The organism is Synechococcus sp. FACHB-909 (assembly GCF_014698945.1).
Classification (GTDB): Bacteria; Cyanobacteriota; Cyanobacteriia; order PCC-6307; family Cyanobiaceae; genus Cyanobium.
The window spans coordinates 201,486-224,109 of the sequence record NZ_JACJTY010000005.1 but is presented as its reverse complement, the minus strand read 5'-3'; the positions used below and the strand labels follow the sequence as shown (position 1 = coordinate 224,109).

The 22,624-nt window shown below is 63.4% G+C and carries 17 protein-coding genes; 6 read left to right on the top strand and 11 right to left on the bottom strand.

Annotated elements, in window-relative coordinates; genetic code table 11:
* Window positions 1-133: 133 nt before the first annotated feature.
* From H6G99_RS10205 to H6G99_RS10180, 6 genes are all read right to left on the bottom strand, one after another.
* The gene (locus H6G99_RS10205) at window positions 134-1,834 is read right to left on the bottom strand and encodes a hypothetical protein (RefSeq protein ID WP_190611412.1); all 1,701 of its coding nucleotides are present in this window, start codon (window positions 1,832-1,834) and stop codon (window positions 134-136) included.
* Window positions 1,831-3,555 (bottom strand): HEAT repeat domain-containing protein, encoded by a 1,725-nt coding sequence (locus tag H6G99_RS10200; RefSeq protein WP_190611411.1) that lies wholly within the window; start codon window positions 3,553-3,555, stop codon window positions 1,831-1,833. The genes H6G99_RS10205 and H6G99_RS10200 overlap by 4 nt, the downstream gene beginning before the upstream one ends.
* A gap of 124 nt (window positions 3,556-3,679) precedes the next feature.
* Window positions 3,680-4,345 (bottom strand): hypothetical protein, encoded by a 666-nt coding sequence (locus H6G99_RS10195; RefSeq protein ID WP_190611409.1) that lies wholly within the window; start codon window positions 4,343-4,345, stop codon window positions 3,680-3,682.
* A gap of 130 nt (window positions 4,346-4,475) precedes the next feature.
* Window positions 4,476-5,528: a hypothetical protein gene (locus H6G99_RS10190; protein WP_190611408.1), complete on the bottom strand. Its 1,053-nt coding sequence runs from the start codon at window positions 5,526-5,528 to the stop codon at window positions 4,476-4,478.
* Between the two features lie 356 nt (window positions 5,529-5,884).
* The gene (locus tag H6G99_RS10185; RefSeq protein ID WP_190611406.1) at window positions 5,885-7,075 is read right to left on the bottom strand and encodes an MFS transporter; all 1,191 of its coding nucleotides are present in this window, start codon (window positions 7,073-7,075) and stop codon (window positions 5,885-5,887) included.
* A gap of 11 nt (window positions 7,076-7,086) precedes the next feature.
* Window positions 7,087-7,806, bottom strand: coding sequence for a Coq4 family protein (locus H6G99_RS10180; RefSeq protein WP_190611405.1), 720 nt, complete (start codon window positions 7,804-7,806; stop codon window positions 7,087-7,089).
* A gap of 118 nt (window positions 7,807-7,924) precedes the next feature.
* Here H6G99_RS10180 and H6G99_RS10175 point away from each other — a divergent pair, with 118 nt between their 5' ends.
* The 3 genes from H6G99_RS10175 (at window position 7,925) to H6G99_RS10165 (ending at window position 10,447) form a co-directional block, all read left to right on the top strand.
* Window positions 7,925-8,593: a TetR/AcrR family transcriptional regulator gene (locus tag H6G99_RS10175; protein WP_190611403.1), complete on the top strand. Its 669-nt coding sequence runs from the start codon at window positions 7,925-7,927 to the stop codon at window positions 8,591-8,593.
* A gap of 137 nt (window positions 8,594-8,730) precedes the next feature.
* Window positions 8,731-9,291, top strand: coding sequence for a hypothetical protein (locus H6G99_RS10170; RefSeq protein WP_190611402.1), 561 nt, complete (start codon window positions 8,731-8,733; stop codon window positions 9,289-9,291).
* A gap of 118 nt (window positions 9,292-9,409) precedes the next feature.
* Window positions 9,410-10,447, top strand: a complete 1,038-nt coding sequence (locus H6G99_RS10165; RefSeq protein WP_190611400.1) for a DUF1350 family protein — start codon at window positions 9,410-9,412, stop codon at window positions 10,445-10,447.
* On the opposite strand, the gene H6G99_RS10160 is transcribed toward H6G99_RS10165, so the two are convergent.
* Genes H6G99_RS10160 through H6G99_RS10150 form a run of 3 tightly spaced genes read right to left on the bottom strand, consistent with a single transcriptional unit; the run spans window position 10,420 to window position 12,443 of the window.
* Complete coding sequence (locus H6G99_RS10160; RefSeq protein WP_190611399.1) at window positions 10,420-11,370, bottom strand: aldo/keto reductase; 951 nt, start codon at window positions 11,368-11,370, stop codon at window positions 10,420-10,422. The two genes, H6G99_RS10165 and H6G99_RS10160, sit on opposite strands and share 28 nt — an antisense overlap.
* A 22-nt stretch (window positions 11,371-11,392) precedes the next feature.
* Window positions 11,393-11,914 carry a hypothetical protein gene (locus H6G99_RS10155; protein ID WP_190611397.1) on the bottom strand — a complete coding sequence of 174 codons (522 nt, stop codon included), beginning with the start codon at window positions 11,912-11,914 and terminating at the stop codon, window positions 11,393-11,395.
* Window positions 11,915-11,930: 16 nt separating this feature from the next.
* Entirely contained in the window at window positions 11,931-12,443 is a 513-nt protein-coding gene (locus tag H6G99_RS10150; protein WP_190611396.1) for a hypothetical protein, read from the bottom strand.
* 129 nt (window positions 12,444-12,572) lie between these two features.
* Here H6G99_RS10150 and H6G99_RS10145 point away from each other — a divergent pair, with 129 nt between their 5' ends.
* From H6G99_RS10145 to H6G99_RS10135, 3 genes are read left to right on the top strand one after another with little or no spacing between them, the layout of a single operon-like run.
* Window positions 12,573-13,697: a zinc-dependent alcohol dehydrogenase gene (locus tag H6G99_RS10145; protein ID WP_190611394.1), complete on the top strand. Its 1,125-nt coding sequence runs from the start codon at window positions 12,573-12,575 to the stop codon at window positions 13,695-13,697.
* A gap of 44 nt (window positions 13,698-13,741) precedes the next feature.
* Window positions 13,742-14,932 carry a radical SAM protein gene (locus H6G99_RS10140; protein WP_190611392.1) on the top strand — a complete coding sequence of 397 codons (1,191 nt, stop codon included), beginning with the start codon at window positions 13,742-13,744 and terminating at the stop codon, window positions 14,930-14,932.
* 3 nt (window positions 14,933-14,935) lie between these two features.
* Window positions 14,936-17,632 (top strand): sugar porter family MFS transporter, encoded by a 2,697-nt coding sequence (locus H6G99_RS10135; protein WP_190611391.1) that lies wholly within the window; start codon window positions 14,936-14,938, stop codon window positions 17,630-17,632.
* Window positions 17,633-17,656: 24 nt separating this feature from the next.
* Here the strand turns inward: H6G99_RS10135 and H6G99_RS10130 are convergent, their stop codons facing one another.
* Together H6G99_RS10130 and H6G99_RS10125 are read right to left on the bottom strand one after the other, a co-directional pair.
* On the bottom strand, window positions 17,657-20,953 hold the full coding sequence (locus H6G99_RS10130; RefSeq protein WP_190611390.1) for an SDR family oxidoreductase: 3,297 nt from the start codon (window positions 20,951-20,953) through the stop codon (window positions 17,657-17,659).
* Between the two features lie 343 nt (window positions 20,954-21,296).
* Window positions 21,297-22,622 carry a glycosyltransferase gene (locus H6G99_RS10125; protein WP_190611388.1) on the bottom strand — a complete coding sequence of 442 codons (1,326 nt, stop codon included), beginning with the start codon at window positions 22,620-22,622 and terminating at the stop codon, window positions 21,297-21,299.
* Window positions 22,623-22,624 lie beyond the last annotated feature (2 nt).

The window sequence follows — 22,624 nt, the reverse complement described above, 5'->3', positions numbered from 1 at the left end:
TGCTCAGCCGACCGGCACACCAAGAGCGGAGCAAGCGACTTACCAAATGAAGTAACTTGCCATACTGAATCACGGGCAAGCATTTGGCACATCGAAGAAACACTTTGAGATATAGCAAATGTGCGAATTGAGCCTACTTAGGCAGAAACCAGAAGCTTGGCGGAATAGGCAATCGATAGTGCCTACATGCAGCCAAGAACAAAGGTATAAATCCAGCCTCAAGTGCACTATTGGTTCTTATTGCCGTGCAGGTTGCCAAAGCTTGATCTAAAGTAAACGTCAATGCATCTAGGCCATTCTGAGGCGATAGATCGGGCACGCAGATCCCATGATGCGTGGCACCACACCACATTAGCTCATCGGATTCCTCGTCCGGAAACCATGCTTGATGGGTACAGTTTGGTATCACGGTGCTTAGCCGATCTGTGAATGCGTTCAGCTCCTGCTCATCGGCCACGTACTGCATCCAGAAATAGATGTACGGATACAAGATACTGCCCACGCATGCCTCGTCAATATAAGATTGTTCTTTGCTCTTTGGATGCACTAGAAGATCGGCGTAGTCACTCAGGCATGTGGGATACTGAGCATTCGCAATAAGAGCAAAGGTTGTTCGACTAGAAATACATTTTAACCATGGGAGAAAACGAGACTCTGAGTGCGTCAACTGCGCAAGATACATAACTAATGCAATTTCAATCATGTGATCATCACGAATCGGCGAGCTCAGAGTTGGATTCGTATTAATCAATGAGACTATCGTATTCAATGCGCGCATAGTACTCACCACTAGGGCATTTCTCCAGCGCCCTGAGTCAGCTTCTGATAGAGCCTTGGAAAGATGGTCAGTCCAAATACCTCGCATCGCCAATCTACCCATGAGCTCATACATTGCCAGGTTGACATCAACAGGCTCTCGTGATTTTACAGCCACAGAGAGTGCGTGCGGCGTCTCACAATGGGCATATGCCGTTTTTTCAAAGTACATCTCAGACGCCATGAGATAGAGCTGTAAAAACTGATCCAGAATTAGCATTAACGTAGAGTTGTGCTTACTTGCCTTCTCCCATGGCTTTACCTTCCGAAGTGAGTTCCAACAGTACAGCAATCCAAGCTCGGATATCCTGTACGTACTTTCTAAGTTATTTGCCTCAATCGCCCAAGAAATCACGGCATGTAGGCAGATGAACGATTGGCGTAAAGAAAGTAGCTGGGTCTTCTGAGATATAGGCTCATCTAGCAATAGGTTTCCGAGAAAGGTTCGAGTGTAGTCGCAACAAGCAGACGGCTCATTGACCATTGCCACCGCCTTTTGGAAGTTTCGTCGTGGCTCGTCATCCAAAAGCTCACGAGCCAAGAGGCATCGCATCATGAGATCAGCTAGTCGATCTCCATTCCACTCTTCGTAGCTAATTCTATCCGTCGTGTGCGTATCAGTGTATCCTGCCCAGTTCATAAGAGCAGTCTCCTCTAGTTCTCCTCCACAGCATAGGCAGATTTTTATTGGAAGATCGGCGTACTCTCGCGCCACGTTGCTCCGTAGATACACATCCCTAATTTCATCCAGCTCTGAACGGACACCCTGAACCCCCGTTGACCAGTCGCTACGAGTGATGTTTCCCGCCTTGATACAGAACAGGTATAGATATCTCTGCTTATCGTCGCCTTTAATTTTCCCAACAGCCGCTATGTCTACACCATTCTGCCTAGTTCCTATCATTGGTGTGTTCAAAACGCGCAGGCCCATTTCAGAGAGAAGATTAGGCAAGACAGACTTATCTAAGTCTCCACGCTCTCTAAGGGATGCGAGGTACTCCTTAAGAATGATCTTCATTGCATAATCTTCGGCTCAATCCGAAGAAGCGTGGTCATCTCCCTAAAGCCCACAGGGTTTAGTATGTGCAAGCGCGGCAGTTCGGCGCCAAATGTAGACTCTGATAATGGCATTACTTTGGGAACTTTACTGCCATCGTCCCCGTGTACCAAGAAAAAGCTTTGCCTTCCGTAAAGGAGAGTCTTATGAGAAGTCGAATAAACTAGCACTGATCTCTCATACGCTTGTTTCTGAATATCCTTATTGAACTCACGATCCTTAATCGCTGCGGCACGTCGTTGCTCAATAGTGGGGCGTAGTTCGACCAAATGTTCCGCCTTCTTAAGACCTTCCAGATAATCGTCGTGCCTTTTTAGTAGGCGCTCAATGCAACTTGAGATCCTTTTAGAAGGATTTTTTCCTTGCTCACCAAGGAAACTTCGGAGAGAAACACTGTAGCAAAGAAGTAGAGGATCATAGATCAGTTCCTCTGCTTCGTCTCGCGCCATCATCTTGCCATGCTTTACGATACTCAAGAGAATGGAAACGGCGGTGACTGGATTATGACAAAGGAAACCAACACACTTCCGCGCCAAAAAGACTTGATCGTTCAGATCATTTGGCAAGTTAGCTCTCGAAAGCTCCACAACCATGCTTTTCTCGCCACATTCATCAACCATACCAGCAAGGAATCTACACAGTTCAAGTTGCCCACTAATGAGCCATTTTGAAAAGAGTTGAGCTGCGTTTTCAGGATCGTCCCATATCCACTGACAGAAATTTGCAAGCTGAATCGGCCCAATTGAACCTTCGAGCTTCGGGATTTGGGCAGTAAAGATATCAATGATTCTCGTCAGGCTCCAATCAATATCTTTTGAATGCAAGGCGGCATCAAGCCAATGAAGAGATGCCTGTGGGTTTGAAATATCTCCAGTGAGAGCCTCCAGGATTATATCGATGCTCTCAGCCGAAACGCCTTTAGGATGCGACAAGAGATTGGCTACTAATTGAACCAACTCGCCACCCACATTTGCGTTGACAATGGCTCCAACAAACTCCTGTTGACGATATGACCCCAACGAACTAGACCTTTCCCAAGCACAGAAAGCCGCCTCGATTGCAGAAGCTCTTACATCCCTATCGTTCTCATTAGAAATAGCTTGGCAGCATTGGTCTACGGCTCGCCTAGCGGATTCTTCACTGCCCAGATCAAGCATTCCTAGAGAGCGCAGACCCGCTGCTACAACAACCTTATCTGAGTGCCCCACCAATTCGAACGCTAGTTCTATATTCCCAAGACCTTGGATCGCAAAGACACAATGTGATAGGCATAGCTGGTCAAGAGACATAGCACCCTCAACAATCAGTTGAGCCTTATCCGGATTAGCTTTACACCATTTAACCAGTGAAATGTTTGGCTTGCCTGCCGCGCCGTCATTTCCAGCCTTACAAACAAGAGTGTGGACCAACCTCAGTACATCTCCAAACGAACAATCAAGTTCGGGGATCATCTGGTTAAATATATGTACAACTGACCAAAACTCGTTACGATCCAAGCTCTGCAAAGCGTTCAGATTATGCTCTGAGGTCAGCGATACTTTCCCTGAGTTATTCAACTCGCTCAAGGCGGGGGCGACTTCCCTGTTTCGGATACCCTTATCAAGCAAAAGGAGAAAAGGGATTAAGCCACCACGCCGATCTGCATCTTCTAGTCGCTCATGAAGAGAGGGCTTGGCATTCACTTGGGAATCTCCATGGAAGACTACTTGTTTGCCGATAGCACTTTGGCACACCGCTCCAAATCAGAAGTGGGCTGAGGCGGCGGCATAGGAGGCACCTTGGAATCCCGCCTTCTTAACTTGGAGTTTAGGCAGTACATGGGTGAACATCATATGATCTGACTTGAAATTCGCCGACACAGCAGATTGAAGTCTGCACGAGTCGCAAATTATTCTGCAGCAGAACCTCATATTCATGCTTGAACTTCTGGTTCCCCGTCACTCTATACACGAATCCAAGGACCGAGTGAGAAGCTGCGATTTTGAGTATTGCAATTTGGCCATTCACCATTTTGGCGTGCCACCGAGCGACACTTGGATGCATTGTCGTGGACATTGGGCCATTCGAGATCACCACCTGTTCTGAGACGAAGATTCCTCCGCAAAAGAGGATTTGGCCTGCCTGAAGAAAGCCACCATTGCATAGCACTTCTAGATTGACACCAGAAAGATCATTTTCGGTTTCCTCCATTCGATATGCTCTAATCTGCGGCACATCCCGAAGATACGGCATTAATCTCTGCCACTTTTTATAAGTTACGGAAGCCTTTAGTGCTTCTTCGACTGCTCTAGCAGTAGCGCCTAAGCCTTCATCGCTAATGATTTTTTCAAGCAATGCTTCATGAGACTCGTGGACTTGTGATGAGATGAGCTCGCCGATACCATGTTCCAAGAGCGCTTGGGATATTGCCGAGTTTGGATAAGAGGATCTGATCGGGAGCAAATCAACTAGCTCCAAATCTGGATTAGCCATTAGTGTCTGATGGAATGCCCAACGCTCATCATCACCCGCCCGCAGGTCCCGTTGCTTGAAGACCTAATGCAAGCACTGGGTAGGGTGAGTGATGGTAGACCGCTTTGTGATGAGCTTGCCTCTATGGGCATTACTTTATACTCTTGCCAGGCCACAACTTGATTTGATCGCTGATCGAGTCAATGGATTTACTAATAGAAATCAATGCATCTTGATAGGAAGAAGCAATGCTCATTAACCGAGCAGTCTCCTTGGCGCGTGTTGTGTCGCCCAAGCCTTGCTCGTGTGCAGTCTGAACGGAGTGCAGCAGAGAGAGTAGACTTAGAATGGAAGCAAAGAATACCCCTCTCTTTGCCCATTTCAAGTTAGCGTCTGCTTTTCTCAGACTTTCAGCCGCATTCAATGAGGATTCATTTGAAGCTTCGATGAGAAGATCGGTTTGTATATTTTGGTTCCGTGCAGCTTCACACTGCTCAGCGATCAAGCTTGACACCTTTTGGACTTCACCAATCAACTCCTCAAGGCTATTCTTTATGGTGTCATTGGCTTGAGGTGCCAAATTCTTTGGAGTGGATTGGATTGGCGCCACGTTCCTAAAATGCATGGCTGGAGAATTAATTAAGGCTTTAATCCGATTTGCGCTCAAAGTAGCATTAAAGTCTGCCAATGCGAATTGACCGACTTTGCCAATATCCGTAATTGACTTAAATGATTCGCTTATTCGCTTCCATGATGCAGCTGATTGATTGGTGCATTCTTGAGCCAGACGGCTGAAGTAATCAACATCGCTCTCGCTCGATCTGCGCTTTACTATTTGAGCTGGCTGCCACTTATTGGGCTCTGAGGTTTCGATATCATCTCCCGAAGCATACCAAGCCATTTCTGTCTCATTGACTCGCAAGTACTCGGCAGCGATGATAGGTATATCTTCTGTAGTAACTTCAGTGATATCGATTGTCGAACCGTTCTCATACTGCAAGGAAATATCCGCTTCATTGTGGCAGGGCTTGCGTCCTTGATCTGCGCAAAAGTACCTGACAAACTCCTCCGGATTGGCCTCTCCGTTGACCAAGGACTTGTCAAAAGCAATTAGTGTCCCGGCCAAGAATGGCGGAAATAGCATTGAACCAAGACCGCGAGTCTCAATCTTAAATGGTTGCTTTCTTCGAAGTTGAAATGCCATGGCAGATGTCTGTCAATCAGTATTTACGGAGTTGCATCGAAGGGCGATTAGCGGACTGCGTGCTTATCATTAGCATAGAGACAGCATAGACGGTCTAACACGACATGTCACGGTTCCCAGAACCACTCCTGCGATCTGCTCTCTTTCCAAGAACCACTTGAAGAGCGGCCGTGAGGATTGCCGGAAACCCCTATCTCTTCACAGCCTTTCGAGAGCAACTTTCGCTTTCTAGCAATTTTCACGGGTCCGATAACCACCTGTAACCAGCGATACCCAAGTCTTGCCCTCCCGCCCACCTTGAGCAGTTCAAGTCCCGCAACGCGAACCAGCACAAGGTGGATACCCATGCCGCCCCCTCACCCCCCCGCACTGCGCAAGGCAAACGGCACAGTGAGCAACAGGCTCCCCCCGGCGACCACGAACAGCCCCGGCAGGGAGATGTCGATCAGCACCCCCGACAGGGCCTGGGACAGGGGATCGAAGGCGACGCCGGCCAGCATGGCCAGGGCCATCACCCGGCCCTGCAGGGGTGCCGGGGTCTCCCGCTGCAGCCAGGCCGTGGCCAGCACCCCCACCAGGCCGCCGCCGATCCCCATCGCCGCCAGCAGGGCGGCCGCCGTCCACCACTGGCCGGCCACCGCCAGCCCCAGCAGGCCCGCCCCCAGCCCGGCCGACAGCCAGCCCAGCGCGCCCCCCGGATGGGCGATGGCGCCGAACCGGCCGGCCCACCAGACCCCCGCCAGGGCGCCCACGCCGTAGGCGGCCTGGAGCCAGCCGTAGCTGGCGGCGCCACCGCCGAAGCGCAGCGTCACCAGCTCCACCACGCCGATCACCACCGGGCCCAGCACGGCCAGGTTGATCATGGCGATCAGCGTCAGGCCCGTGCGGATCGCCCCGTGGCCCCAGGCGAAGGCGATCCCCTCCCGCAGGCCCTGCCCCAGGCCCCCCGTCGGGACCGTGTCCGCCGCGGCCAAGGAAGGCCGCACCTGCACGAAGCAGCCCACGGCGAGCAGCAGCAGAACGGTGTCGAAGGCCAGGGCCGCCGTCGCCCCGGCCACGGCCAGGGACAGCCCCGCCAGGGCGGGGCCGGCCACGTTGCTGATCTGCTCGCTGCCCTGGAGCCAGGCGTGGGCCCGCCCGAGATGGCGGTCCTCCAGCAGGCGGGGCAGCAGGGCCAGGGCGGCGGGGTAGAGGCAGGCCTCCGCCGCCCCGAACACGGCCGCCAGCACCAGCACCGGGCCCAGGTCGAGGGCGTCGCGGCTGGCCAGCAGGGTGAGCACCCCGGTGGCGATCGCCAGGATCCAGCCGGCCCGCACCGCCATCGTCCGGGGCGGATGGCGGTCGCTGAGCACGCCGCCCAGCAGCAGCAGCAGCCCCCGGGGCAGGGCCGCCGCCATCAGCACCAGGGCCAGGGAGGTGCCCGAGCCCGTGCGCTGCAGCATCAGCCAGGTGACGGCGACGAACCAGAACTGGACGCCGGCGAACAGGAGGGTCTGGCCCAGCCACAGCCAGCGGAAGCCCGGCCGCCGCAGCAGGGATCCGCTCACGGCGTTCCCGCTCACAGCCGCCCCACCCGTTCGGCGAAGGGACGCAGCTGCAGTGCCTCGCGCCACTCCACCAGCGGCCGCTCCCAGCCCTCCTCCCAGCGCTGGGCGAACAGGGGCCTGGCCTCCAGGCCCATCTGCAGCCCGGTGCGGATCGTCTCCACCAGCTCCGGCAGCAGCTCGGGGGCCCCGAGGGTGGCCGACACCAGGGCCTGGGCCGTGAGCACCGCCCCCAGGGGGTAGGGGAACTGGGTGAGATGGAAGGCCTGCAGGCCGATCTCGCCCGTCACCGTGGTGTCGAAGCCGGTGACCACGTGCCAGAGGTCGTGGGTCTGGCTGAGCCGCAGCTCCACATACGCCGCGTCGGTGGCGGGTTCCATGCCGGCGTGCAGGTTGGGGTCGTAGCCCAGCCGTGCCAGCGACGCCGCGTAGGCCTGGCCGAGGCTGCCTTCGGGCAGGGCGGCCAGCTGCGCCAGGTCGTGGGCCGGTGGGATCCAGCGCGCCTCGATCAGGGCGGCGCAGGCCGGATCGCGGCGCAGCTGCTCGGCCATCAGGGCATAGGAGGGCGTCTCCAGCAGGGCCTCAGCCAGGGCCCCCACCAGCTCGAGGTCGGTGTCGCCGCCGGCCATGGCCACGAAGGTGCCGAGGACGCGGAACAGCTGGGGCGGCAGCTCAGGGGCCTCGAACGACGCAGGGGCGGGCGAGGGATTGGGGCGGAAAACGGTGGTGGGCATCGGAAAGGTCGCGAAGGAACGTGAGCAGTCCTCACGTCCAAGAAATTATGAGCATCCCTCGCCTTTGTCAACGGGATGCGAGGATCGCTCAGGTTTTCCCGGTCTGCCGCTTCACGCCATGGCCGACGCCACAGCCGCCCCCAGCGAGCCCTCGCCCCTGCGCCGCCAGCCCCGCCAGGCCCGCAGCCAGGAACGGGTGCGGCGGATCCTGGCGGCGGCCGAGGAGCTGTTCGTGACCGGCGGCGTCGGCAGCACCACCACCAACGCCATCGCCGCCAGAGCCGGGGTGCCGATCGGCTCCCTCTACCAGTTCTTCCCCGACAAGGGGGCGATCCTGCGCAGCCTCGCCCAGCTCTACGCCGAGCTGCTGCACGGGCTGCTCACGGCCTTCTTCGACCAGGGGGACGGCCGCTGCCTCCCCCTGGAGGACTCGATCACCGCCGCCGTGGCCCTCACCGATCGCTTCTTCCGCGACCACCCCGGCTACCCGGCCATCTTCCTGGATGTGCAGAGCGCCACCCCCGAGCTGCTGGCCATCGAGGAGGAGGCCGACGTCCGGCTGATCAACGACTGGAGCGGCCTGATCGTCGAGAAGGCCGCCGCCGAGGGCAGCCCCCTCAGCGCGGAGGAGGGCCACCTGATCGCCTACGTGCTGGTCAAGACCGTCGGCCACCTGCTGTGGCTGGCGGCCACCCAGGAGCAGGGCCGCCGCGACCGGCTGGTGGCCGAATGCGGCGACCTGGCGATCGCCTATCTGCGGCGGCGGCTGGATGCCCGGATGGCATAACCAACAGGACAGGATCGTGTCATCAAGATCACAGCCCTGGGCTTTTAATCAGGCGATGGTCCTGGACGTATTCGCCTGGTCATTCTCAACTCAGATTCTAGACGGATACTGCCATCCCATCAAAGAGAGCTACGGCCATGCCCCTCGTCTCCACCTTTGAAGTCCTGCTCACGCCCCAGCTGCCTGCGACCCTGCCACCCGGCTTCAATGATGTCAAAAACCTGGGTCGCAACGTCCTTCAGGGCTACTTTCTGACCATCGCCAATATCAATCCGTATGATCTCGTCTTGTCCCTGGTCTTCACGACCCGGCTCCCCTCGGGAGTGACCTTGGATGAAGTCATTACCTTTGTCGATACGTCCGGGCTTAACACGGCTGCCCCCTTGTCAGGCGTAGGAAATAAGTACAGGTTTTCACCTCTTTTCCTTCCTGCGGACGCAACGGCCCTGTTCATCTTGCAGCCCAGCCCCACGGACGCGGCTCTCGCCGCTTTGGACATTGAAGCTCGCGGCTTTGTGGATCTTCAGCTCTCGTCCTTGGCAGGAATGCCACCAGCGGGGACAAAAGTTCTGGTGACAGCAGAGCAGCGGGGCACGTTCTTCGATAACACCACAGCTCCCAATATCGCCGACAGGGCACTGGATCAGATTGCCTATGGGCTGACAGTTCAAAATGGTGGCCTGCTCACCCTGAACTAGGGCTGGAGCCTCCAGGGCCAGGGGGATGGAGACCAACCATCCCCCCAGAAATCTCCCATAGTCTCCGCCATTCATTTAGGCATAGCTTTCGCAAATACATCCTTCATGGTGAACGACCATGGCTCCAGCCTTCCGGTTCAGACCGATCAGCCATAGCTGGATTGCGATCCATCCTGAGCCCAAAGGGGTGATCCAGTTCATGGGTGGCGCTTTCTTCGGCACCTTCCCAACCGTCTTCTATCGCTATTTCTTGAGACGGCTATTTGAGGAGGGATACACCATCATTGCCTTGCCCTTCCGATTCAGTTTTCGCCATTGGGACATTGCGATCGGCCTGCTGAAAGAGCAGGATGTCCTACGCAGGGAACTTGCCACGATCACGGGCAATGCCCTCTATCAGGAGCAGGCCAACTTCTTCTGGCTGGGGCACAGCCTCGGGTGCAAGTACATTGCGTTACTGGAGTGCCTGAGTGGCGACCAGGGCAGGCAGGCGGTGGAATCCTGCACTGAGAAGCAGGTCTCCCAACACATCGCGACTGCCCTCGACAATGCGGGCCTGAATGACGCCTCGATCCTGTCCCAACCGTCGTTGCTGCTGGCTCCCGACATCAGCGACACGGAAAGCGCCATTCCCATCAGAGCCTTTGCTCGCTTCCTTGATGACGTTGGACTGGGCGTCAAACCCACGAGGGGCCAGACGCAATGTCTCATCCAACGAAGTCAGCTGTTCAACCTCACCGCGGTCATCTCCTTTGACAAAGACACGATTGCCGGCAGTGCTGTGAAGCCGTGCACGGGCGCCAAGGACCAGGAAGAAAGTGATGTGTTCTGGTTACTTCAGATCTTGAGAGGTCGTCACTATCCGCTGCTGACGGACGAACTGCCTGGCAAGCACCTGGAGCCCCTGGGCGTAAAAATCGGCAACTACCTTGTCGACCTCAATCCCTTTGACAAATTCATCAAATCGCTCACAGGGCGGCAGCTTGAGGCGGAGGCCGCGACGTTTCTGAGCCAGCTCAGGCGGCGTCAGCACGGCCTGGGGGAGCCAACGGACACCCATCCGTCACCGCTCGCCACTCCCTCGCCAGGGAGCCTGACTCCCGCCTCCAAGCTCACTGCGCGAGCGGATCAGGCCCAGAGCGACTCCAGGGTGTAGGGGCCGCCCTCCTTCACCCAGAAGGTGCCGTCGATGAAGCGATGGCTCCGGTCGAGCCCGTCGATCGCCTCCATGTCTTCAGGAGCCAGCTCGACCTCGGCGGCGGCGAGGTTCTCGGCCAGGCGCGCCGGGGACACCGACTTGGGGATCACGGCGGTGCCGCGCTGCAGGGCCCAGCCCAGCACCACCTGGGCCGGCGTGAGGCCGCGCTGGGTGGCGATCGCTGTGATCGTGGGGTCCTCCAGCAGCACCGGCTGGCCGGGGGGCCGCATCTGGGGCGGCAGGCCCGGGGTGCCCAGGGGCGAGTAGCCCGTGAGGTGCACGCCATGGGCCTCGCAGAAGGCGAACAGCCCCTTCTGCTGCAGGTAGGGGTGGAGCTCCACCTGGTTCATGGCCGGCCGGATGCGCGCCTGCCCCAGCAGGCTGTAGAGGGTGGCCATGCCGAAGTTGCTGACGCCGATGTGGCGGCACAGGCCAGCGTCGACGGCCGCTTCCATCGCCGCCCAGGTGGCCGCGATCGGCAGGGTCTCGAGAGACACCAGGTCGTCGGCGCCCTCGGGCATCACCACCCCCGGCCGGAAGGCCACGGGCCAGTGGATCAGATACAGATCGAGGTGCTCAAGCTGCAGATCGGCAAGGGTGCGCTCCAGGGCCGGGGCCACGTCCTCGGGGGCATGGGCGTTGTTCCAGAGCTTGGAGGTGATCCAGAGCTCCTCCCGCTTCACCAGGCCCGAGCGGATCACCACCGCCAGGGCCTCGCCGATCTCCGCCTCGTTGCCGTAGATGGCGGCGCAGTCGATGTGGCGATAGCCGAGCTGCAGGGCCGCCGTCACCGCCGCACCCACCTCGCCCGGAGGGGCGTTCCAGGTGCCCAGGCCGAGCATCGGCATGGCCGCGCCGTCGTCGAAGGGGAGTGTCTTCAAGGCCTGGAACCCCAGAGGATCCTCACTCCACCCTGGCCTTGGCACGGAAGTCAACCAACGCGAAGCTGCGGGCCTCGGGCTTCGTCGATTCGATCACGAGCTGGAGCCGTTCCCCCTGCCGGCCGTTTTTGGTCTCGACCACCTTGTCGACCTCCCGGCCCTGGCCATCGAGCGCAGCGAACGTCGCCTGGATCTCGCCGCAGGGGCGCTCCAGGCAGGCCACCTCCATCACGTCGATGATGCCGCCGCCATAGAGGCGGGGCTTGCGGCAGATCCCCTGGCAGCGGCGGGTGAACACCCCCTGGTCCGATTCCACCCAGCCGTCGGCGAGCAGGTCCTGGCGGGTCTCGCCCCGCCCGCCGCCGGCGGCCGGCTTCTCGGCCAGGGACGCCCGCAGCCCGGCCGCCATCCAGCCGGCGCCGAAGCCCACCAGCACCAGACCCACAGCCAGCAGCCGCTGCAGGATCGGGAACCGGGAGGGTCCGGAGGCCGGGGGAAGGGCCGGCGGCGACGGGGGCCGTCCCCCGGGCGGCACCGGCTCCATCTCGACGATCAGGTCCTCAACGGTCTTCCCGCTCTTCGCGTTCGGCTCGCTCTTGCCGGTCCTTGCCATCGTCGTAGGCCATCAGTGAACGGAACATCAGCCCGCCGCCGCTGCCGATCAGGGCGAACATCGTCAGCAGGTTCCAGAGCGAGGTGGGCTGGAAGCTCATGATCAGCGTCTGGAGCACGCCCACCGCCAGGGCCGCCACCGAGGCCAGCACCAGGAACCAGCCCCAGCGCTGGTTGCGCAGGGCGAACAGCAGGCACACCCCGATCGTCAGCGGGATCAGCAGCAGGCCGAAGCCGCCGCCCAGGCCCTGGGACAGCCCGAAGCCGCCGCCCCAGCCGCCACCCCAGGCCGATCCGGCCCCACCCCAGCCACCCCCGAAGCGCCGGCCGAAGCGGAGCCCCAGGCCCATCGGCACGGAGCTGACCATCACCTGGTTGAAGAACAGGAACGCCCCCATGGTGAAGAGCACCCCACCCAGCAGGAAGCTGAAGAAGTCCCGGATCGGGTCCCTGGCGGCCATGGCGCTCCTGCCGGCCCCGTCATGATGGCCGGCCCCCCTGGGTTTGTCTGCCGCCGTCCACGGTCCTGCGGTTGACAGCGGCCGGTGCTGCCACGAGCATCGGCAGATGGAGGACGCCGGATCGGACGCATGACCCCCGGCGCCACCACCGTCCGCAGCCTGGTGCTCCACGCCACCGAAACCGGCAACGGCGCAGAACCACGGCAGACCAACCAGCGCTACAGGGATCCCCGGGTCGCCCTGGAAGAACGGCATCTCCAGCCCCTCCATCCCGGCTCGTTGCGGTTGCAGATGCTGCGGGTCGGCATCTGCGGCACCGACCTCCACATGACCCAGCGGGATCCGCTGGGGTTCGTGCGCAGTTCCGCCCCCGCCTCGATTCCCCAGCAGGGCCGGGTGCTGGGCCATGAGGGGATCGGCCGGGTGATCGCCACCGGCTCCGATGTCACCCGCTTCCGGGTGGGCGACATCGTGGCGCCGGAGTCCGTGCTCAGCTGCGGGGCCTGCCGCTCCTGCCGCTCCGGCGCCTTCAACCAGTGCCTGGACGCCCGGCTGCTGGGCATGGAGAAGGACGGGCTGTTCGCCGCGATCGCCGATGTGCCCGCCCGATCGGCCGTGGCCATCGGCCGGCTGGCCGAGAGCGAGCGGGGCCTGCAGATGGCCGCCTGTCTGGAGCCGGCTGGGGTGGCCCTGCTGGCCTGCCGGAAGACCCAGATGGCACCGGGCGAGCGGGTGCTGGTGTTCGGGGCCGGCCCGATCGGCTTGCTGGTCGCGATGATGGCGCGCCGGCTCCATGGCGCCGCGTTGGTGGCCGTGGTCGAGCCCTCCGCCTACCGCAGGGACTTCGCCGCGGCCTGGGCCGACCAGGTGGCGGAATCGGCGGAGGCGCTGGAGATCCCGGACGGCGGCTGGGACGTGGTGGTGGAAGCCTCCGGCGTGCTGGCCAACGTCGATGCGGTGTTCCGCCAGATCGCCCCGGGAGGAAGGGTGGCCCTGCTGGGCAGGGGCGGACAGGCCCTGCGGATCGGGGCGGTCGACCACATGATCACCAACGCCATCAGCGTCATGGGGCTGCGCGGCCACCTCGGCGGGGTCTACGAGCGGCTGATCGACCTGTGCCTCTCCGGGGTCCTGCCGCTGGATCGGATCGTCAGCAGCACCATGGAGGGGCTGGAGCGGCTGCGATCCGTGCTCGAGCACCCGGACGACATCGCCGGCGGCGACTGCAAGATCGTGGTCAAGCTCGCCGATTGACCAGCCCGCCGATAGACCGCCGCCCCCACGCACTGATCACCAGCATGGCCAACCCCTTTCCCCTGGACGGCGAGAAGTTCCTCAAGATCCGCATCTCCGTGCGGATGCTCAAGTGCAACTTCAGCTGCAACTACTGCGTGGCGGCGGCGGGCCAGAGCCAGGTGAGCGGCAACGACTACAGCCGGGGCACGAAGCGCAACATGTGGGGCACCGAGCAGGGCCGGGGCATGGCGCGCACGGCCATCGAATGGGCCGCCTCCCTGCCCTATCGCATCGGCGTTCGTTACGACGTGCACGGGGAGCCCTTCCTCAACGCCGACGTGATCGAGGATCTGATCTGGCTCACGGCCCAGCCGAATGTGGCCTTCGTGGAGGTGCAGACCAACGCCTCCCTGTTCAAGAAGCGGCTTCCCGAACTGGCCGGCCTGATCGAGCCCTCCAAGCTCAAACTCTTCTGCACCTTCCATCACACCGAGATCGCCCTCGATGACTTCCTCGGCAACGTCACCCTGGCCGCCGACCTGGGCTTCGACGTGGTGGTGAACACCCTGCTGGCGACCGACAACGTGGCAGTCATCCGCGACGCCCTCTCGCGCTGTGCCGAGAGGGCGATCCCCACCTCCGCGGATCTGAAGTTCCCCGGCTTCGATGTGCCCCCCACCGAGGCGATGAGCGACGCCGTCGATGTGGACAAGCGGGCCCGCCATTTCCTCAGTGCGGACCCGATCGAGGAGCTGCTGGCGGCCGGTGAACCCGGCCTGGAGGTGTTCCGCACCATGGCCGACAGCGGACCCCTGGGCCGGGAGATCCGCTTCCTGGCCGCCCTGCTGGTGGGCCTTTACGGGGGCAAGGGGCGTCTCTGCTCCGCCGGCCATGACTACCTGATCGTCGACAACTGGGGCGATGTCTTCCCCTGCACCAGCTACGCCGACACCCGCACGGGACGGCTGGGCTCCGTGCTGGATCCCGGCTTCGTTCCGGCCCTGCGGGAGGAGGTCTATGCCCCCTGCCAGTACGCCGAGACCTGCCACCAGAAGGAGGAGTACGGCAACCTGCGCCTGCTGCGCGAGCACCGCGATCTTCAAACGATGAGCCTCAACTGTGTCTGCGGCGAGGGCAAGCAGGTGGACCCCGACACCCTCTTCGACAGCCGCATGGCCCTGCTGGAGACCGCCCGCCACAACCCCCAGACCGGCCGCGTCGGACGACCCGTCGCCGCCGTCCCGGTCGGCTGAGCGGTGCTACCCAGGGTCTGGATCTTCGCGCTGCTGGCCTCCCTGGGGGGCCTGCTGTTCGGCTTCAACGCCACGACCCTCGGGCTGGTGGCCGCGACGGCCGCCAGCGACTGGTCGTTGACCCTCGGCTCCCAGGTGCTGCTGAGCGGCGCCTTCTTCCTCGGCGCCATCCTCGGGGCCGTGTTCATGGGCCGCTTCGGGGATGGCCTGAGCCGCCGCGATGTGATCACCACCAGTGCGGCCTGCTACGCCTTCTTCGGCTTTGCCTGCGCCATCTCCGAGCGCTTCGAGGAGCTGGTGGTGGCCCGCTTCTTCCTCGGGATCATCGTCGGGGTCACCTCCCTGGCAATCCCGCTCTACATCGCCGAGATCTCCCCGGCCCGGCACCGGGGCGCCCTGGTGTCCCTCAACCAGCTGAGCATCACCCTGGGCATCGTGCTCGCCTTCGTCATCGAGACGAGGCTGGTGGACGGCCAGGACATTTCCCAGCTCTACACGATCAGCGGCATCCTTGCCGTGGGTGTCAGCGCCGGCGCGATCATCCTGCCGGATTCCCCCGCCTGGCTGATCAAGCAGGGCGATGGGGATGCCGCCCGCGCCGTGCTGAAGCTGATCCACGGCCCCAACGTGGAGCCGGAGGTGGCCGCCATCGAGGAGAGCCTGACGGGCAACCATCCGAATGTGTGGGTGGCGCTGCTGGAGCCCTCGAACCGAAAACTTCTGGGGATCGGCATCCTGCTGTTCGCCATCCAGCAGCTGAGCGGCATCAACTTCGTGCTGCAGCTGGCGGGCGACGGCTCCCTGTTTGCGGGCTTCGATCTGGGCTGGGATCCGGTGATCGTGGTCGGCCTGGTGAATCTGTTCAGCACCCTGCTGTTCGTGCTGCTCGTCGATCGCATCGGCCGCCGGCCCCTGCTGCTGGCCGGCCTGGCGGGCCTGGCCCTCTGCCTGGCCGGGTTGATTCTCGACGCCACCACCACCGCGTTCCCGCCGCTGGCGGTGGCCGTCAGCCCCTTCCTGATCCTGGGTTACGTGTTCTTCTTCGCCATCGGCCTGGGGCCCCTGCCCTGGCTGTTCGTGGCCGAGATGTATCCGCTGCCGGTGCGGGGGCTCTCGATGAGCATTCCGATCACCGTCAACTGGCTGATCAATGCCGTCATGGTGGTCGCCGCCCTGTCGGTCGACTCCCCGGCCGACACCCTGGCGGTCTACGGGGTGTCGCTGGCCACGGCCCTGGTGGCGCTGCCGCTGTGCTTCTTCCTCTACCCGGAGACCCGGCGGCTGCGCTTCTCCCAGATCCGCCGCACCTGGCACCGCTCAGGGACGGCCGATGAGCGCAATGAGATCGCCGCCACCCTGGCCACCACCGTGGTGACCATCGGCGGCATCTTCTTCGGCTACAACCTGACGATCATCGCCGGGGCGCTGCTGCAGATCCGCACGGCGTTCGCCCTCACCCCCTTCAGCAGCGGGCTGGTGGTGAGCTCGGTGCTGGTGGGGGCGATCCTGGGATCGTTCATCAGCGGCCATCTGGCGGGGGCCTTCGGCCGGCGCTACATGCTGATGACGACGACCGTGGTGCTCATCGTCGGCACCGCCGTCTCCGGCCTCGCCGACTCGGTGCAGATCCTGGTGCTCGGTCGCCTCGTCACCGGCCTGGCCACCGGGGTGACCGCCAGCATCGTGCCGCTCTACATCACCGAAATCGCCCCGGCCCCGATCCGGGGCCGGCTGAACAACATTCAGAATCTGGCGGTGGGCATCGGCTCCCTCTCCGCCTACGGGACCAGCACCCTGCTGATGGGCGTGCCGGAGGGATGGCGGGCGATGCTCTACCTGGGTTCCGTGCCGGCGCTGTTGCTGGGGATCGGCGCCCTGTTCCTGCCGGAATCGCCGCGCTGGCTGATCACCCAGTCCCGCTTCAGCACGGCGGAGCGGATGCTGCAGAGGCTCTGCGTCGGCAACCCCAGGGAGGAGGTGGCCCAGCTCAAGGCCAGCGTCGAGCACACCTCGGCGGGCCCGGGGGCGATGCCCCTGTTCTCGAAAACCATCCGGCCTCCCCTGCTGATCGGCCTGGCCCTGGTGTTCTTCCAGGAATGCACGGGCATCATCATCGTCACCTACTACAGCCCGACGATCTTTCAGGCCTGCGGCGTGAGCGATCCCACCACCGCCATCCTGCTGACCACCATCGGGGTCGGTGGCTTCGGCCTGGCCATGTCCTCCCTCTCCTTCCTGCTGGTCGATCGGCTGGGGCGCCGCACCCAGTTCCTGATGGGCATCCTCGGCATCCTCACCAGCTCAATCGGCTTCGGGCTGATCTTCGCCGTGCTGCCCCAGGGCACCCCTGCCGTTCAATATCTCGTCCTGATCTGTTTCATCCTCTTCGTTTCCTCCTTTTCCCTGAGCCTGGCCTCCGTCTGCGGCATGGTCGTGTCGGAGATCTTTCCCCAGACGGTCAGGGATCGGGCCATCGGCTTCGTGATCGCCTTCCAGCTCCTCTGCGGCATGGCGGCGTCCTTCCTGTTCCCGATGCTCGCCGACGCCCTGGGACTGGCGGTGGTGTTCTTCGTCAATGCCGGCATCGCCGCCCTGGCCCTCCCCTTCTGGGCCTTCGTGATGCCGGAGACCCGGGGCCGGAGCCTCGAGGCCATCGAGGGGCACTGGCTGGCGGGACAACCTCCCGCCGCCCTGCGCTGACCCTGGTCCCGGCGGGGCCCTGACTCAGGCGGCACCGACGCCGGCGGCCGCGACGGCGTCGGCGCAGACCTTGCCCAGGTAGGCCGCCGGGAAGCCCGCGAACGCCTCGGCCCCCTGCTCCGCCACCTCCGGGGATGCAGCCTCCGGGACCGGGGCGGGGCGGTACGCCTCCAGCACATCCAGCAGCGACAGGGACCGCTGGGCCGCCGGCAGCCGCCGCAGGGCCGGCTCGATCCGCTCCAGCCACTCCCCGTAGCTGGCCGTCCGCTCCAGGGGGAAGCCCGCCGCCTCGATCCGCTCCACCAGGGCCTCCAGGGGAAAGGCGCCGTCGGCGGGGCCACCGAGGGTGAGTTGGTGGAAGCCCTCGGGCGCGCCATCCCCGAGGGCCACGATCGCCTGCGCCAGCTGATCCACCGGCAGGCCGCTGGCCCGGAAGCCCGCCGCCTGGCCGGCTGCATCGGTGACGCTGAAGGCCGGGGGGGCCAGGCCCGTGAGCAGGAGGCTGTGGATCAGCCGCGAGAGAATGTCGTCCGGGTTGCATTCCCCGGCCAGGTGCCGATCGGGCAGCACCAGCCCCGATCGCAGGATGCGGATCGGCAGGCCGGTGGTGGCGTGGGTGGAGCCCAGCAGCTGCTCGCAGGCCCACTTGCTGGCGATGTAGCCGTTGGCATAGGAGCCATCGAGACGGACCCGTTCCTTCAGCGGGGCCACGCCGATGGTGGAGACCATGGCGATCGGCTTGCGCCGGTGCGTCAGCGCCAGCCGCACCACCTCGGCGGTGCCGATGACATTGGGTCGGCTGAGGTGGCGGTAGTCGAGCCGGTGATTCACCAGGGCCGCGCAGTGGACGATGGCCTCGAGGCCGTGGGCCAGCCGCTCGTAGGTGACGGCGTCCAGCCCCAGCCGCGGCTCGCCGATGTCGCCGGCCACCACCTCCAGGTGCTGCTCCGCCAGCGTGCGCCAGCGCGCCGCCGTGGCCGGCTCGAGGTGGGCGAAGCGGGCATCGAGGCGCTCCCGGGCCGACTGGGTGCGGCTGGGCCGGACCAGGCAGACCAGCCGGCCGCCAGTGCTGGCCAGGCGCTCCAGCCAGGCCAGGGCGACGCGGCCGCCCAGAAACCCGTTCGCCCCGGTGAGCAGCACCGACCGGGCCGGCCCTGGAGCCGGTGGCAATTGCGCCGCGGCCCGCAGCGTGGCCGTATCGATGAAGGCCTCCACCCGGAAGTCGGCGGCGACGAGCACGTCGGCGGCCGGCTCCCGGGCCGGGCCGGAGCCGTCGGCCCGGAGCATCCGCGCCCAGGCCGCGATCGTGCCGTCGGGCCCGAGGATCTGGCTGGCCTCGATGGCGACGCCGAACTCCGCTTCGATCCGCACCGACAGCTGAACGGCAGCGAGGGAGTCGCCGCCCAGATCGCGGAAGCAGCGATCCTGAAGGGACGCCTGGTCGTGGACGCCGAGGGTGCTGCCCAGCAGCAGCCGCAGCCGCTCCTCGAGGCCCAGCGCGGCGCCGGGCCGGCGGAGGGTGGCCAGGGCCGCATCACCGAGACGGTCGTGGCTGTCATAAAGGGCGGCCAGGGCCGCCGCATACCGCTGGCGGATGGCGGGCCGGAGCGGCTTGCCCAGGGAGGACAGCAGGCCATTGGCATGGGAGAAGGGTTCGTCCGCCAGCAGGAGATCCCGGGGAATCTCGAAGCTTTTCAGGCCCTTCTCGCCGGCCAGCCGCACCATCTCCTCACGCACCAGGGCGATCAGCTCGGCGTCATCGGCGGGGGGCCGGGGCCGCCGCGCCAGGGCCTCAGGGTCCGGCACCACAACCGCCAGCAGGTAGGAACGGCTGCTCTCGCCATGGACATGGATCTGGGCCACCGAGGCGCAGCCGTCGGCGAACAGCTGCTCCAGCGCACCGACGGCGACGTACTCCCCCTGCGACAGCTTGATGACGTTCCGGCGGCGGTCGATGAGGGCGATCTGGCCGGGGCCGCGCTCCTCGACCACGTCCCCGGTGCAGCAGAAGCCGTCGGCATCGAACAGGGTCGCCGTCGCCTCCGGGTTCCTGAAGTACCCCCGGATGCCGAACCGGGTCTTCACGCACAGTTCGCCCCTTGGGTAGGGGCGATCAGTGAGGAAGTAGCCCGACTCCGGCACATCCCGCAGCCGGTAGGCGATGACGTTGGGCCGGTTGAGCCGGCCGTTCATGGCCAGGCCCCCGCTGGCCGTCTCGGTGCTGCTGTAGCCCTCATGCACCGGCACCCCGAAGGTGGCCTCCATCAGGGACCGGATGCGGGGCGCGATCGGCGCCGAGGCCACAACGATGGATTGCAGCCGGTCGCCCAGGAAGGAACGCAGATCCTCGGGCGGGGTCGTTCGCAGGTGCTGGTCGATCCACTCACAGAGGCGCGGGAACAGCACCAGCCCCGTCGGTCGGGCCAGACGGATGTCCTCGAAGACGGTGGAGAGATCCGGCTTCAGGGTGAAGCAGGCCAGGCCACCGCAGTTCAGGGCGGTGACCATCGAATCCCTGCCCATCATGTGGTGGAAGGGAGCGAGCACCACCGCCACCTTCGGGTCCGGACCAGTGACCTGGCGCCAGGTGTTGACCAGGGCCGCGGCGGAGATGCAGGCCCCCTTCGGCTGACCGGTGCTCCCCGAGGTGTGGATCAGCAGGGCCATCGCCTCCGGGTCGACGGCGGCCGGGGGAGGGAGGTCGGCGGCGGCGTCCTGGCCGCGGACGATGAGATCCGGCAGGAGCACCAGGGGAACCGTCGACCCGGCCGCCCGGAGCGTTCGCTCGGCCTCCTCAGCGAGGGTGCGCTCGGCCGTGATCCGGGTGTCGGCGTCGAAGACGATCAGCTGCCGGAGGCAGCCGTGGCGCCGCACCAGATCCACCATCGCGGGCAGCTGGGCGATGGACACGGCCAGCGCCGCTGGGGTGGTCCGCTCCAGGATGGCGTCGAACTCGGCGGCCGAATGGTGACCCGACAGGGGCATCGGCACGGCCCCGGTGTAGGCCAGGGCCAGGTCGATGACGGCGTAGTCGATGCTGGCGAAGCCGATGATCGCCACCCGCTCCCCGCGCCGGATGACGCCATCGGGATCGCTGCGCCAAGCCGCGGCCAGGCAGCGGATCCGATCCCGCAGGGTTCGGTAGGTGATGGGGCGGAACTCCGCCAGGATCTGGCGGTGGGTGGCTCCCGTGGCGGGGTCGGCCGCGACGACATAGGCGCGCTCGGCCAGGGCGGGGCGCTCGGGATGGGCCGCCAGAACGGTGTCGATCAGGGCCCCGTAGGCCAGGGGCGACGGCAGGGCAACGCTGGAATCGCTCACGACGCCCCTGGCCTCAGGCCGGTGCCTGGTCGAACGCGAAGACCGGCAGGTTCGGGGGGCGCTTGATGGCGTGGATGCAGGACTTGCAGAGGTCGTAACCGGGGATGGGACGGGGCCACGAAGTCCTCGGTGACACCTTCATTCTCCAGGTTGACCGGGCGGGAGTTCATCGTCGGCAGCATCACACTGGAGGGGATCGTTCTGATCTGCTCGACATCCTCCAGTGACAGGCCGACCAGTGACAGGCCGACGGCTGTGGTGAAGACACACAGGGGGTGACCCTTGCTGTGGGCATGCAGAATCATATTGAAGTTGGCACGACATAAAGATGCGGAAGAATCATTCAAGGCTCGTCAATGTCGCCGCCGGCCGTGAAGTCGGCCGTGAAGCCTTCAATGAAGGCCACCGCCTGCTGCAGTCCACGCTCCCGTTCGATCTGTTCCTTCATGCGCCTGAGGCCCCGCTTCAGTCCCGGATCAGCCATGGCCTCGCCGATCAGCTGGCGGAGACGCTCGGCGGTGATCGATCGGGCCTCCGCCGTGAGGGCCAGCTGATGGTGGGCCGCCCGGACGGCATTGCCCGGCTGGTCCCTGGCACAGGGAAGGATCACCATGGGGACGTCGTTCTGGACACATTCCATGATCGAATTGAGCCCGCCATGGTGCACCATGACAGCCGCATGGCGCAGCAGCGTGAGCTGGGAAATCCAGGGCACCACCAGCAGGTTGGCGGATGACGCGAACGCGCCGATGAGGGCTGGATCGCTGATGTGGAGCACGAAGAACAACTCCGGAGTCAGGGCGCTGGCTTCGGCCACGGCCGCAAAGAACCGCCGGGCCTGCCCGTAGGCCCCCGCGCTCGTACCCAGCGAGCAGAGGATGGTCGTCCGCCCGGAGGGATCGAACGGCAGCGGCGGCTCCTGCCGCTGGAAATCAATGAAATCGCCGCAATGGCGCCGCTGCTTCGCCCGCGGGCCCGGCAGCTGGAAGGCGGCCGGACACAGCACAAGCTCGGGCAGGATCAGGTGCGGGCCGATCTCATCCTGGAGATAGGTGACGTTGCGCCGCAGGCGGACGCCGGACTGGCGGGCCACCCACAGAAAGGTGTCGGTGAGGTGGTGCATCCGCAGCGGGGCCCGGTAGGCACCGAATAGTCGGGAAGCCAGGCGCTTGGTGACCAGATACCGCAGATGCATCAGCTTCCAGGCCAGGGAGATCCGCAGGGCCGAGAGCAAGCCCCGGCCCGGCCTGAGGGAGGTCACCGCCGGGGGGATGCGGGCGTTGTCGAAGAGGAAGAGCGAGGTGGAGATCTGGATGGTCGGGATGCCCAGCCGCAGGGCCCGCAGGGCCACGTACCAGAGGAACGAATCACACAGCAGCAGGTCCGGCCGGGCCGAGAGCAGGCAGGCATCGAGGTTGCCGTCGACGATGGCGGTGGTGTAGCGGCGAAACAGGGCCTCCCCCGCCGGGGACTCCTGCCCGTCTCCGGGCGTGGCAAAGAGATCGCCCGCGAATTCGATGAACGCGAAGCCCTGGTCCTCCACCAGTTGCCTCACCCGGGGAAGCCCGAGATAGGTCACCCGGTGGCCCCGGGACACCAGGGCCCTGGCCAGCCGGAACGTCCCCAGGTGATGGCCCGCCTCGCCATGCATGGAGAACAGGATCTTCATGC